This is a genomic window from Actinomadura decatromicini (assembly GCF_008121305.1).
GTDB classification, from domain to species: domain Bacteria; phylum Actinomycetota; class Actinomycetes; order Streptosporangiales; family Streptosporangiaceae; genus Spirillospora; species Spirillospora syzygii.
Genome location: NZ_VSRQ01000009.1, coordinates 21,284 through 36,766 on the forward strand (window position 1 = coordinate 21,284; position 15,483 = coordinate 36,766).

A 15,483-nucleotide genomic window follows, 5' to 3' on the forward strand; every position below is an offset into this window, starting at 1 on the left:
GAGTGAGGTGGCCGAGATGAGCGATGAGGAAAGACTTCTCGACTATCTCAAGCGCACGACCCTTGATCTGCGTGAGGCGCGCCGCCGCGTCACCGAACTCGAAGCGCGCGACCGGGAGCCGGTCGCGATCGTCGGAATGGCGTGCCGCTTTCCCGGCGACGTCGCCTCGCCCGCGGAACTCTGGGAACTGGTCGCCGCCGGGCGGGACGGCATTTCCCGTTTCCCGGGCGACCGCGGCTGGGACGCGGGACTTTTCGACTCCACGCCGGGCCGTCCCGGCAAGAGCTATGTCGACCGGGGCGGCTTCCTGCACGGCGCGGGCGAGTTCGATCCGGCGTTCTTCGGCGTCGGCCCGAACGAGGCGCTCACGATGGACCCGCAGCAGCGTCTCCTGCTGGAGGTGTCGTGGGAGGCGCTGGAGCGGGCGGGCATCGATCCGTCGTCCCTGCGCGGCAGTCCCACCGGCGTGTTCGCGGGCGTGAACTACCACGACTACGCCTTCAACAGCAGTACCGGCGCGATCGCGTCCGGCCGCATCTCCTACACGCTCGGCTTCGAAGGCCCGGCGGTGACGGTCGACACGGCGTGCTCGTCCGCGCTGGTGGCGCTGCACTGGGCCGTCCAGTCGCTGCGGTCGGGGGAGTGCTCGCTGGCGCTCGCGGGCGGCGTCACGGTGATGGCGACGCCGGACACGTTCGTCGAGTTCAGCAGGCAGCGCGGGCTCGCGGCCGACGGCCGGGTGAAGGCGTTCGCCGCCGGGGCCGACGGCACGGCCTGGGGCGAGGGCGCGGGAATGCTGCTGGTCGAGCGGCTGTCCGACGCCCGCGCGAACGGGCACCCGGTGCTGGCGGTCGTGCGCGGCAGCGCGGTCAACCAGGACGGCGCGTCCAACGGCCTGACCGCGCCGAACGGACCGGCGCAGCGCCGCGTGATCCGGCAGGCCCTCGACAACGCGCGCCTGACCGCCGACGAGGTCGACGCGGTGGAGGCGCACGGCACCGGCACGACGCTCGGCGACCCGATCGAGGCGCAGGCCCTCCTCGCGACCTACGGCCAGAACCGTCCCGATGGCCGGCCGTTGTGGCTCGGCTCGATCAAGTCGAACATCGGGCACACGCAGGCCGCCGCCGGGGTCGCGGGCATCATCAAGATCGTCCAGGCGATGCGGAACGGCGTCCTGCCGAAGACGCTCCATGTCGACGAGCCCACCCCGCACGTCGACTGGACGGCCGGGCGCGTCGAGCTGCTCACCGAGGCGCGCGACTGGACGGCGGACGGGCGGCCGCGTCGCGCGGCCGTGTCGTCCTTCGGGATCAGCGGGACGAACGCGCACGTCATCATCGAGCAGGCGCCCGCCGCCGAACCCGCCGAGGTCCAGGCGGACGCCCCGCCGGTCGTCCCGTGGGTGCTGTCGGCGCGCGACGAGACCGCGCTCCAGGAGCAGATCGACGGGCTTCGCGAGCACGTCCGGGCGCGTCCCGACCTCGCCCCGCTCGACGTGGGGTACTCACTGGCGAAGGGCCGCGCGCTGCTGGAGCACCGCGCGGTCGCGGTGGGCCGCGACCGCGACGAACTGCTGTCGGAACTGGACGCGCTCGCCGAAGGCACGGCGGAGCGGAGCGCACGGGGCGTCGCCGGGACCGGCCTGACCGCGTTCCTCTTCTCCGGGCAGGGCTCGCAGCGTCCCGGAATGGGCCGGGAACTGTACGAAGCGTTCCCGGCGTTCGCCGAGGCTTTCGACGCGATCTGCGCCGAGCTGGACCGGCATCTCGACCGTCCATTGAAGGACGTGATCTGGTCTGAGCCTGAACTGCTCGACCAGACGGCGTTCACCCAGACGGGCCTTTTCGCGGTCGAGGTCGCGCTCTTCCGGCTGCTGGAATCGTGGGGCGTCCGACCCGACCTGCTCGCCGGGCATTCGATCGGGGAATTGGCCGCCGCGCACGTGGCCGACGTCTTCTCCCTGGAGGACGCGGCCAAGCTGGTCGCCGCGCGGGGACGCCTCATGCAGTCGCTCCCGGCGGGCGGGGCGATGGCCGCGATCCAGGCCGCCGAGGACGAGGTCGTCCCGCTGCTGGACCCGGCGCTCGCCGCCGTCGCCGCGATCAACGGCCCGGACTCGGTGGTCGTGTCCGGCGCGGAGAAGGCCGTGGCCGGAATCGTCGAGCATTTCACCGCGCTCGGCCGCCGGACGACCCGGCTGCGCGTCTCGCACGCCTTCCATTCCCCGCTGATGGACCCGATCCTCGCCGAATTCGAGGAGGTGGCCGGCGGTATCTCCTATGGCGCGCCCACCATTCCCGTCGTCTCCAACGTCACGGGTCGGCAGGCCGAGGAGCTGGGGACGGCGGGGCATTGGACGCGCCACATCCGGGAGGCCGTCCGTTTCCGGGACTGCGTTCGGACGCTCCGCGAGGCCGGTGCGACCCGGTTCGTGGAGGTGGGACCGGACGGCGTCCTCGCCGCCATGACCGAGACCTGCCTCGACGACCCCGGCGACGGCGCGCTCGTCGTCCCCGTCCTGCGCCGCGACCGGCCGGAGGCCGCCGAGCTGCTCACCGCGCTCGGACGCCTCCAGGCGCGCGGCGCCGCCGTCGACTGGGAGCCGCTGCTGCGCGGCGGCTCGCACGTGGAGCTGCCCACCTACCCGTTCCAGCGCCGCCGCTACTGGCTGGAGGGCACGGGCGGGTCCGGCGACGTCGCGTCGGCCGGGCTCCGTCCCGCCGACCATCCGCTGCTCGGCGCGCGGCTGACCCTGCCGGAGACGGGCGGCGCCGTCCTGACCGGGCGGCTGTCCCCGGCGGCCCGGCCGTGGCTCGCGGACCACGTCGTCGGCGGCGCGGTGCTGCTGCCCGGGACCGCGTTCGTGGAGCTCGCCGTCCAGGCCGGTGACCACGTCGGCTGCGACACGCTGGAGGAGCTGACGCTCCAGGCGCCGCTCGTCCTGCCCGCCCAGGGCGGCGTGACCGTCCAGGTCGTGGTGGACGGCGCCGACGACGCGGGCCGCCGCAGGGTCGGGATCTACTCGCAGGTCGGCGAGGACGAGATCTGGGAGCGGCACGCCGACGGCCTCCTCGCCCCGGGCGCGCCGGAACCGGACTTCGATCTCGCCGCGTGGCCGCCGCGGGGCGCGGTGCCCGTCCCGGTGGACGACGCCTACGAGCGCCTGGCGGAGGTCGGCTACGACTACGGCCCCGTGTTCCAGGGCCTGCGGGCCGTGTGGCGGCGCGGCGGCGAGCTGTTCACCGAGGTCGCGCTGCCCGAGGACGCCTGGGACGACGCCGCCCGCTTCGGCCTGCACCCGGCCGCGCTGGACGCCGTCCTGCACGCGGGCGCGGTCTCCCGAGACGGCGACGGTGACGGCGACCTGGTCCTGCCGTTCGCGTGGACCGGCGTCCGCCTCTACGCGTCGGGCGCCCCGGCGCTGCGCGCGCGGCTGTCGCCCGCCGGGGACGACGGCGTCGCGCTGCGGCTCGCGGACGACTCCGGCCGTCCCGTGGCGGCCGTGGACTCCCTGATCTCGCGCCCCGTCCCGGCTGGACGCCTCGCCGCCCCCGGCACCGACCCGGCGTCCGATTCGCTGTTCGGCCTGGAATGGATTCCCGCGCCGTCGACTGGGACGCCTGCCGAATCCTCATGGGCGCTGTGGGACGACCTCGGTGATGTGGTGCCCGAGGTCGTCGTCCTGCCGATCGCGGCGGAGGAGCCGCGCGACGCGGCGCAGCACGCCTTGGCGGCCGTGCGTTCGTGGCTGACGGACGAGCGTTTCGCGGCGTCTTCGCTGGTCGTCGTCACGTCGGGCGCGGTGTCCGTGGCCAGCGAGGACGTCACCGATCTCGGCGCGGCGGCGGTGTGGGGCCTCGTCCGCACGGCGCAGTCGGAGGACCCGGGCCGCATCGTCCTGATCGACACCGACGACCCGGACGACGTCGCCGCCGCCGTCGCGCACGCGTCGGGCGAGCCGCAGGTCGCGGTGCGGGGCGGGACGGCGTACGTCCCGCGCCTCGCCCGGACGTCCGCCGCCGAACCCGCCGCCGACGAGCCGTTCGGCACGGGCACCGTGCTGGTCACCGGCGGGACGGGCGGGCTCGGCGCGCTCGTCGCCCGCCATCTCGCGGCCGTGCACGGCGTGCGGCGGCTGCTGCTCGCGAGCCGGCGGGGACCGGACGCGCCGGGCGCCGCCGGGCTGCTCGCCGACCTGGCCGAGCTGGGCGCCGAGGCCGAGGCGGTGGCCTGCGACGTCGGTGACCGGGCGGCCCTCGCCGCGCTGCTCGACGGCCGCCGCCTGTCGGCGGTCGTGCACGCGGCGGGCGTCCTCGACGACGGCGTCCTCGCCTCGCTGACGCCCGAGCGGCTGGACGCGGTGCTCGCCCCGAAGGCCCTCGGCGCCTGGCACCTGCACGAGCTGACCCGCGACATGGACCTGTCGGCGTTCGTCGTGTTCTCCTCCGCAGCGGGCATCCTCGGCTCCGCCGGGCAGGGCAACTACGCGACGGCGAACGCCTTCCTGGACGGGCTCGTCCAGCATCGGCGCGCGCTCGGCCTGCCGGGCCTGTCGCTGGCGTGGGGGCTGTGGGACTCGGCGGCGGGGATGGGCGGCGCGCTGGACGCGGACGACGTCCGCCGCATCGCGCGGTTCGGCGTCCGTCCGCTGACGGTCGAGCAGGGCCTCGCGCTGTTCGACGCCGCCACCGGACGGCCGGAGCCGCTGCTCGTGCCGATCGGGCTGGACACGGCCGTCCTCGGCGAGGACCCCGACGAGCTCCCGCCCCTGCTCGGCGGCCTCGCGCGCCGCCGTCGACGGACCGCGGGCGGCGGCGGGGGAGGCGCGGCCGGGGTGCTGCGCGAACGCCTCGCGGTCCTCCCGGACGACGAGCGCCGCGCGGCGGTGCTGGAGATCGTCCGCGCGCAGGCCGCGTCCGTGCTCGGGTTCGACGGCCCGGACGCGGTGGGCGCGGAGCGCGCGTTCCGCGACCTGGGCTTCGACTCGCTGTCCGCGGTGGAGCTGCGGAGCAGGGTGAGCCGGGTGACCGGGCTGCGGCTGCCCGCGACGCTCGTGTTCGACTACCCGACGCCGGACGTGCTGGCGCGCCATCTCGCGGACGAGATCTCCGGCGCGCGGCAGGCCGTGACGGTCGCGGCGTCCGCCGTCCGCCCGGCGGTGGACGACGACCCGATCGTGATCGTCGGGATGGCGTGCCGCTATCCCGGCGGCGTCGGCACGCCCGAGGCGCTGTGGGAACTGGTCGCGGCGGGCGCGGACGGCATCACGCGGTTCCCCGCCGACCGGGGCTGGAACATCGAGCGGATCCACGACCCCGAGGGCGTGCGGCCCGGCACCAGTTACGTCGACTCGGGCGGTTTCCTGCACGACGCGGCGGGCTTCGACCCCGGGTTCTTCGGAATCGGCCCGAACGAGGCCCGCGTCATGGACCCGCAGCAGCGTTTGTTGCTGGAGGTTTCGTGGGAGGCGCTTGAGCGCGCGGGAATCGACCCTTCGTCGCTGCGCGGAACGTCGACCGGTGTTTTCGCCGGAATGATGTACCACGATTACGCGCACAACAGCAATTCGGGTTCGGTGGCGTCCGGGCGCATTTCCTACACGTTCGGGCTTGAGGGCCCGGCGGTGACCGTGGACACGGCGTGCTCGTCGTCGCTGGTCGCCCTCCATCTGGCCGTGCAGGCGCTGCGGTCGGGGGAGTGCTCGCTGGCGCTGGCCGGGGGCGTCGCGGTCATGGCGGCGCCGGACGTGTTCGTCGAGTTCAGCGAGCAGCGCGGGCTGGCGCGGGACGGCCGGGCGAAGTCGTTCGCCGCCGCCGCGGACGGCACGTCCTGGGGCGAGGGCGCCGGAATGCTCTTGGTGGAGCGCCTTTCCGACGCCCGCGCCAATGGCCATCCGGTGCTGGCGGTCGTGCGCGGTTCGGCGGTCAACCAGGACGGCGCGTCGAATGGCTTGACCGCACCGAACGGGCCGTCGCAGCAACGGGTGATTCTGCAGGCGCTCGCCAATGCCGGGCTCGGCGCCGGTGACGTGGACGCGGTCGAGGCGCATGGCACCGGAACGACGCTGGGCGACCCGATAGAGGCGCAGGCGCTTCTCGCGACATATGGGCAGGACCGTCCGGACGACCGGCCGTTGTGGCTGGGGTCGATCAAGTCGAACATCGGGCACACGCAGGCCGCCGCCGGGGTGGCCGGGATCATCAAGATGATCGAGGCGATGCGGCACGGCGTCCTGCCGAAGACGCTGCATGTCGACGAGCCGACCCCGCACGTCGACTGGACGGCGGGGCGCGTCGAACTGCTGACCGAGGCGCGGGAATGGCCCCAGAACGGTCGTCCGCGCCGTGCCGGGATCTCGTCGTTCGGGATCAGCGGCACCAACGCGCACGTGGTCATCGAGGCGCCCCCGGTGGACGGCGAAGGTGTGCGCTCCTCGGCGGACGCGTTGCCGGTCGTCCCGTGGGTGGTCAGCGGACGCGACGAGGGCGGCCTCCGAGCCCAGTGCGAGCGGCTGCGCGACCACGTCCTGGCGCGCCCGGACGCCGACCCCGCCGAGATCGGCCACGCGCTCGTCACGTCGCGGGCCCTGCTGGAACACCGCGCCGTCGCGGTCGGCCGCGACCGCACCGAGCTGCTCGCGGCGCTGGACACGCTCATCGACGGCGAGCCGGGCCCGGACGCGGCGCGCGGCGCCGTGGCGTCCGGAGCGACGGCGTTCCTTTTCTCAGGGCAGGGCTCGCAGCGTGCCGGGATGGGCCGGGAGTCGTATGAGGCGTTCCCGGTTTTCGCCGAAGCCTTCGACGCGGTCTGCGCGGAATTCGACCGGCATCTCGACCGCCCGCTGCGGGACGTCCTCTGGTCGGACGCGGCGCGCCTCGACCGGACGGAGTTCGCCCAGCCGGGCCTGTTCGCGGTCGAGGTCGCGCTTTTCCGGCTGCTGGAATCGTGGGGCGTGCGGCCGGACTTCCTGGCCGGTCACTCGATCGGCGAGCTGGCGGCCGCGCATGTGGCGGGCGTGTTCCCGCTGGAGGACGCGGCCCGGGTGGTCGCGGCGCGCGGCAGGCTGATGCAGGCGCTTCCGGCCGGGGGAGCGATGGCGGCCGTCCAGGCGGCCGAGGACGAGGTCGTCCCGCTGCTCGACGGCCGGGACGTCGGAATCGCGGCGGTTAACGGCCCGCAGGCCATCGTCGTCGCCGGAGCCGAAAGCGACGTCGCCCGCATTCTTGAGCACTTCACGGAACTGGGGCGCAGGACGACGCGGCTGCGAGTGTCGCACGCTTTCCATTCCCCGCTCATGGACCCTATGCTCGACGAATTCCGGGACGTCGCGGAAAGCGTCCGCTACGCGGAGCCCGCCATTCCGGTGATCTCGAACGTTCGCGGCGCGGAGGCGGCGGATCTCGGGACGGCCGAGTACTGGGTGCGGCACGTCCGCGACACCGTCCGCTTCCACGAGGGCGTCCGGACGCTGCGCGCCGCGGGCGTGAACCGGTTCGTGGAGCTGGGCCCGGACGGCGTGCTCGCGGGGATGGTCCGGACGGCCCTGGACGATTCGGCGGAGGGCGTCGTCGTCACGCCCGTCCTGCGCGCCGACCGTCCCGAGCCGGTCACGGCCGTCGCCGCGGCCGGACGCCTGCACGCGCACGGCGTCCACGTCGGGTGGCGGGCTCTCTTCGGTGCACGTCCGCCCGCCGTCCCGGCGGAGCTGCCGACGTACGCGTTCCAGCGGCGGCGGTACTGGGTGGAGGGCCAGGGCGACGGCGCCGACCTGTCCGGGACGGGCCTCGCGCCCGCCGACCATCCGCTCCTCGGCGCCGTGGTCACCCTCCCGGACTCGGGCGGTGCCGTCCTCACGGGGCGGCTGTCGGTCGGCACGCGGCCGTGGCTCGCCGACCACCGGGTGCTCGGACACGTGCTGTTCCCGGGCGCGGGCCTGGTCGAGCTGGCGATCCGGGCCGGGGACCAGCTCGGTTGCGGCACGCTGGATGAGCTGACCCTGCACGCCCCGCTGCCGCTGCCCGCGCACGGCGGCGTCACCGTCCAGGTCGTGGTGGAGGACGCCGACGAGACGGGCCGCCGCGCGGTCGGCGTCCACTCGCGTCCGGCCGAGGGCCCGGAGGACCGGCCGTGGACCCGGCACGCCACCGGTGTGCTCGCCCCCGACGACCCGGCGCCCGTGTTCGACCTCGCCGTGTGGCCGCCCGAGGGCGCCGACCCGCTGTTGCTGGACGGCGCGTACGAATCGCTGGCCGGCGCGGGCTACGAATACGGCCCGGTCTTCCAAGGGCTGCGCGCGGCGTGGAGGCGCGAGGACGAACTGTTCGCGGAGGTGACGCTGCCCGAGGACGCATGGGGCGAGGCCACCGGGTTCGGGCTGCACCCCGCGCTGCTGGACGCCGTCCTGCACACCGGTCTCGTCGCCGCGCCCGAGGACGACTCGCGCGGGACGGTGCTGCCGTTCGCGTGGAGCGGAGTGCGGCTGGTGGCGTCCGGCGCGCGGTCCGTCCGGGCTCGGCTGGCCCCGGCTGGGGCGGACGCGGTCGCGCTGCAACTGGCCGACGGGGACGGGCGGCCGGTGATGTCCGTGGAGTCCTTGCAGTCGCGGCCGATGCCTTCGGAGAGCCTCGCCGGGGCGGGAGCCGGGGCGACGGATTCGCTTTACCGGCTGGAATGGCGCCCGGTCGTCGCGTCTCCTTCTGAGTCGGCCGCGAAATGGGCGCTCTGGGATTCGGAAATGGGCGAGGTGCCCGACCTCGTCGTCCTGCGGGCCGGGGGCGGTGACCCGATCGACGCGGTCGGCGGTGCGCTCGCGGACCTCCAGGCGTGGCTGGCCGACGAGCGGTTCGCGGAGTCGCGGCTGCTGGTCGTCACGTCGGGCGCCATGTCCGTGGACGGGGAGGACATCGCTGACCTGGCGGGCGCGGCGGTGTGGGGGCTCGTGAGGTCGGCGCAGTCGGAACACCCGGACCGCATCCTGCTCGCGGACGTAGACGACGTCTCCGACCTGGGTGGCGCGGTGGCGGCGGCTGTAGCCGCCGCCGAGGCGGGGGAGCCGCAGCTCGTGATCCGCTCCGGGGCCGGGCTGGTGCCGCGTCTCGTGCGGGGCGGTGGTGTGTCCGACCGTGCGGCGGAGCTGAGCGGATCCGTCCTGATCACCGGCGGGACGGGCGGGCTCGGCGCGCTCGTGGCACGCCATCTGGTGGTGGAGCACGGTGTCCGGAACCTGCTGTTGACGAGCCGGAGGGGCGCGTCCGCGCCGGGCGCTGCGGAGCTGTCGGCCGAACTGGCGGAGCTGGGCGCGGAGGTCGAGCTCGCGGCCTGCGATGTCGCCGACCGAGACGCCGTCGCCGCCCTGCTGGACGGCCGGGACCTTTCTGCGGTGATCCACGCGGCGGGGCTCCTGGAGGACGGCGTGATCTCGTCCCTGACGCCGGAGCGGCTGCGCGCCGTCCTCGCGCCCAAAGCCCTCGGTGCCTGGCACCTGCACGAACTGACCCGCGACATGGACCTGTCGGAGTTCGTCGTCTTCTCCTCGGCGGGCGGCGTGATGGGCGCGCCCGGACAGGGCAACTACGCTGCGGCCAACGCGTTCGTGGACGGGCTCGTCCAGCACCGCCGGGCGCACGGGCTGCCCGGACGGTCGCTGGCGTGGGGGCTGTGGGCGGCCGACACCGGGATGTCCGGACGGCTCGACGAGGGCGAGATCAGGCGGATGGCCCGTTCCGGGGTGCGTCCGCTGAGCGTGGAGCAGGGGCTCGGGCTGTTCGACGCGGCGCTGGGTGCCGATGACGCCTTGGTCGTCCCGATCGGGTTGGAATCGGCGGCGCTGGCCGCGGCCGGTGACGCGCTGCCGCCGATGCTGCGCGGTTTGGCCGGACGTCCGCGCCAGGCCGCGAAGGCAGGCACGGGCGGGGCGGGCACGGCGGGAGCGCTGCGGGCCCGGCTCGCCGCGCTCCCGGAGGCGGAGCGGGCCCAGGCGATGCTGGAGATCGTCCGCGCCCACGCGGCTTCGGTGTTGGGCCACGACGATCCGCGCACGGTCGAGCCTGAGCGGGCCTTCCGCGATCTGGGCTTCGACTCGCTGTCGGCGGTGGAGCAGCGCAACCGGCTGAACCAGGTGACGGGGCTGCGGCTGCCCGCGACGCTGGTGTTCGACTACCCGACGCCGGTCGTGCTGGCGCGGTACCTGGTCGATGAGGTGATGGGCGCCGCGTCGTCGGCGTCGGCGGGCGCGGCCGTCGCGGTGCGCGCCCCCGTGGACGACGAGCCGATCGCCATCATCGGAATGGCGTGCCGGTATCCCGGCGACGTCACCACGCCGGATGCGCTCTGGGACCTGGTCCTGGACGGCCGTGACGGTATCTCGGCTTTCCCGTCCGATCGCGGGTGGAATGTCGATCGGCTCTACGACCCCGAGGGGGGACGTCCGCATACCAGTTACGTGAACGCGGGAGGCTTCCTCTACGACGCGGCGGAATTCGATCCGGGGTTCTTCGGCATCAGCCCGAACGAGGCGTGGATCATGGATCCGCAGCAGAGGTTGTTGCTGGAAGTGTCGTGGGAGGCGTTGGAGCGGGCGGGGATCGACCCTTCTTCGCTGCGTGGGAGTTCCACTGGCGTGTTCGCCGGAGTGATGTACCACGACTACGCGCACAACAGTAATTCTGGGGCCGTCGCCTCTGGCCGGATCTCTTACACGTTCGGTTTCGAGGGTCCGGCTGTGACGGTGGACACGGCGTGTTCGTCGTCGTTGGTGGCGTTGCATTGGGCGGCGCAGGCGTTGCGGTCGGGGGAGTGCTCGCTCGCGCTGGCCGGTGGCGTCGCGGTAATGGCTTCGCCGGAGGCGTTCGTCGAATTCAGTCGGCAGCGTGGACTGGCGCCTGACGGCCGGGCGAAGTCGTTTGCCGCTTCGGCTGATGGGACGTCGTGGGGTGAGGGTGCGGGGATGTTGTTGGTCGAGCGTCTTTCTGATGCTCGGCGGCTTGGGCATCCGGTGTTGGCGGTGGTGCGTGGTTCGGCGGTGAATCAGGATGGTGCGTCGAATGGGTTGACGGCGCCGAATGGTCCGTCGCAGCGTCGGGTGATCCGGCAGGCGTTGGCCAATGCCGGGTTGGGCGTTGCTGATGTGGATGCGGTCGAGGCGCATGGCACCGGTACGACGTTGGGTGATCCGATCGAGGCGCAGGCGTTGCTGGCGACGTATGGCCAGGGTCGTTCGGAGGGGCGGCCGTTGTGGCTGGGGTCGATCAAGTCGAATATCGGTCATACGCAGGCGGCTGCTGGGGTGGCCGGGATCATCAAGATGGTCCAGGCGATGCGGCATGGGGTGCTGCCGAAGACGTTGCATGTGGACGAGCCGACCCCGCACGTGGATTGGTCGACGGGAGACGTTCGGCTGCTGACCGAGACGCGGGAATGGGGGAAGAACGGTCATCCGCGTCGAGCCGGGATTTCGTCGTTCGGGATCAGCGGGACGAACGCGCACGTCATCCTCGAAGAGCCGACGACCGTCGAAACTGAAGCCGATGTCTTGGTGGCGGACGAGCCGACGACCGTTCCCTGGGTCATCTCCGCGCGTGACGAACCGGGTCTTCGGGCCCAGGCGGAGAAACTGCGGACACACTTGGCCGCTCAGCCGGAACTGCGTGCCGTGGACGTGGCCTTTTCCCTGGCGACTTCGCGTGCCGTCTTGGATCACCGTGCCGTTGTCGTGGCCGATGACCGGGATTCCGCCCTCGAAAGACTGGCGGCTCTTGCTTCGGGTGAACCGCACCCTGACGTGGTGCACGGCACGACAGCCCTGGGCGGGACGGCTTTCCTGTTCTCGGGTCAGGGTTCGCAGCGTGTGGGGATGGGCCGGGAGTTGTATGAGGCGTTCCCGGTGTTCGCGGAAGCGTTCGACGCGGTCTGCGCTGAATTGGACAAGCATCTGGACCGGCCTTTGCAGGAGGTCGTGTGGTCTGAGCCTGAGTTGCTGGACCAGACGGTGTTCACTCAGACGGGTCTGTTCGCGGTCGAGGTCGCGCTTTATCGGCTGTTGGAGTCGTGGGGTGTCCGGCCTGATTTCTTGGCGGGTCATTCGATTGGTGAGTTGGCGGCGGCGCATGTGGCGGGGATGTTCTCGCTGGGGGATGCGGCGAAGTTGGTGGCTGCTCGGGGTCGGTTGATGCAGGCGCTGCCGCCTGGTGGGGCGATGGCAGCGGTGCAGGCGACCGAGGACGAGATCGTCCCGCATGTGAACGACCGGGTCGGCGTCGCGGCGGTGAACGGCCTGGACTCGGTCGTGGTGTCGGGCGCGGAAGATGAAGTCTCCCGGCTCGTGGAGCATTTTACGGAGCTGGGGCGCAAGACGACCCGGCTGCGGGTGTCGCACGCCTTCCATTCCCCGCTGATGGACTCGATGCTGGACGACTTCCGTCAGGTCGCCGGATCCATCACCTTCAACGAACCCGCGATTCCGCTCGCGGGGCCGCAACCTGACGCCGAGTATTGGGTGCGGCACGTCCGCGACGCCGTCCGATTCCATGACACCGTTATCGATCTCCGCGACCAAGGCATCACGCAATTCCTGGAGATCGGCCCGGACGGTGTGCTGACCGCTATGGTGCGCGGCAGCGTGGACGATGCGGTCGTCGCGCCCGTCCTCCGCCGGGATCGTCCAGAAGCCAAGCAGTTGTTGACGGCTCTCGGCCGAATCCACGCCCACGGCACGGACGTCGACTGGCACGTGATGTTCGCAGACCACGCCGCCCGCTTCGTCGAACTGCCGACCTACGCCTTCCAGCGTGAGCGGTTCTGGCTGGTGGCTCCGCAGGCCGGTGGCGACGCCGAGTCCATGGGGCTGGGATCGGCGGACCACCCACTCCTCAGCGCAGTGGTGACCTCGCCCGAGTCGGACGGGGTGGTGCTGTCGGGCCGGCTGTCGGTGCACACGCAACCCTGGCTGGCCGACCATGCCGTTGGCGGCGTCGTGATCTTCCCCGGCACGGGATTCGTGGAACTGGCCGTCCGTGCGGGAGATCAGGTCGGCTGCGGCCGGATCGACGAGCTCACCCTCGAACAACCGCTCGTCCTCCCCGCGGACGGCCACACGCTTGTCCAGGTCGTCGTCGGCGCGGCGGACGAAGAAGACCGGCGAACGGTCACCGTCTATTCCCGGACCGGAACTGAAATGCCGTGGACACGTCACGCGGCAGGGCAAATGTCCGCCGCCGAAACCGACCCGGAATTCGACTTGCGGCAATGGCCGCCCGTGGACGCCGTCCCCCTCGAAGCGAACGGCCTCTACGCCGACATGGCAATGGCGGGCTTGGAGTACGGGCCGGTGTTCCAGGGCCTCACAGCGGCATGGCGGCGCGACGGCGAACTGTTCGCCGAAGTGTCCCTGCCCGCAGCGGAGACCACGGACGGATTCGCGCTGCACCCGGCACTTCTCGACGCGGGCCTGCACGCGATCGCGCTGGGGGGAACGGCCGGTGACGGCCCGTCCCTCCCCTTCGCGTGGTCGGGCGTGGAACTCTTCGCGACGGGGGCGGCCTCGTTGCGGGTGCGCATCGTCCGGGCACCTGGCGGGTCTGTGTCGTTGCAGGTCGCGGACGTGTCCGGACGTCCCGTCGCGGCGATCGGCTCGCTCGCGCTGCGGGAGGTCTCGGCGGAGCAGATGTCGGCCGCGAGCGGTCCGGGCTTCCACGAATCGCTGTTCCAGCCGGAGTGGTCGCCGATCCCGCTCGTCCCGCCCGGCGACCCGTCCTGGGCGCGGTGGGACGATCTGAGCGACGCCGACCCGGTTCCAGACGTCGTGGTCCTGGCCGTGCCAAGTGGAACGGGCGCCGCCGCCGTCCACCACTCCACGCGCGAAGTCCTGGCCGCGCTACAGGCATGGCTGGGCGAGGAGAGGTTCGCGTCGTCCACGCTGATGGTCGCGACGTCCGGCGCGGTGTCCGTGGACGGCGAGGACGTGACCGACCTGGCGGGCGCGGCGGTATGGGGCCTGGTCAGGTCGGCGCAGTCGGAGGACCCGGGACGGATCGTCCTGGCCGACCTCGACGACCCGAACAACGTGACCGCCGCGATGGGCACCAAGGAGCCGCAGGTAGCGATCCGCGGAGACACGGCGTTCGCCATGCGGCTGGCGCGCGTGTCCGCGCAACCGACCGAGCCGCAGCCCTTCCCCGCTGACGGCACGGTCCTGGTGACCGGCGCCTTGGGCGCGTTGGGCTCGGTGGTGGCGCGGCATCTGGTGGTCGAGCGGGGCGTGCGGAGCTTGCTGCTGACCAGTCGCCGTGGGGCGGATACGCCGGGTGCGGCGGAGTTGCGCGCTGAGCTGTCCGAGTGGGGTGCGGAGGTGGACTTGGTGGCGTGCGACATGGCCGACCGCGACGCCGTGGCCGCCCTGCTGGAGGGACGCTCGCTGTCGGGTGTCGTCCACGTGGCGGGAGTCCTGGACGACGGAGTGATCGCCTCGCTGACGCCAGAACGGCTCGACGGCGTCCTCCGTCCCAAGGTGGACGCGGCCTGGAATCTGCACGAGTTGACCCGCGACATGGACCTGGCGGCGTTCGTCCTGTTCTCGTCGGCGGCCGGTGTGCTCGGCACGCCGGGCCAGGGCAACTACGCCGCCGCGAACACGTTCCTCGACGCGCTGGCCGTCCACCGCCGGGCGCACGGCCTGCCCGCGCAGTCGCTCGCCTGGGGCCCCTGGATCACGGGCGGCACCGGGATGGCGGACGGTTCCGGCGCCCAGCGCACGGCCCGCTCCGGCGTCGACGGAATGGACGTCGACGAAGGACTGGCGCTGCTCGACACGGCGAACGCGCTCGGCACCCCCGTCCTCGTGCCGATCCACCTCGACCTCAAGGCGCTCGCCGCCGCGGACGGCGAACCGCACCACCTGTTCAGGGGACTGATCGGCAGGACGGTCCGGCGGGTCGTCGACGCCGACGCGGGCGCGGCCGAGGCGCTGGCGCGGCGCCTCGCCGGGCTCGCCCCGCCGGAGCGGGAGGACGCCCTGCTGGAGGTCGTCCGCGGGCACGCCGCGGCCGTCCTCGGACACGGCGGGCACGGCGCGATCGAGCCGGAACGGGCCTTCAAGGAACTCGGATTCGACTCCCTCAGCGCGGTCGAACTCCGCAACAGCCTGAATTCGGTGACCGGGCTGCGCCTCCCGGCGACGCTGGTGTTCGACTATCCGAACGCCCGCGTCCTCGCCGCCCACATCGCCGCCGAAATGGTTCCGGAAAAGGACGGCGGCGACTCCGACGAGGAGACGGTCCGGAGCCTTCTGCGGGCCATTCCGCTGAGCCGCCTGCGGGACGCGGGCCTGATGGACAGCCTCCTCGAACTCGCCGGCGCGACCGGCCGCGGCGAGCCCGCGGTCGGCGGCGCGGAGCGGGACTCGATCGATGCGATGGACGCCGAAAGCCTGATCAGCATGGCGCTCGACGGCGCGACCCTCGACGACACGACGCGGGAAGAGTGAAC

At 72.8% G+C, this 15,483-nt stretch carries 1 protein-coding gene; it reads left to right on the forward strand.

The genetic code is table 11. The features are described from left to right. Positions 1–16 precede the first annotated feature (16 nt). Positions 17–15,481, forward strand: a complete 15,465-nt coding sequence (locus tag FXF68_RS44230) for a type I polyketide synthase (protein ID WP_148767038.1) — start codon at positions 17–19, stop codon at positions 15,479–15,481. The last annotated feature ends 2 nt before the right edge of the window (positions 15,482–15,483 follow it).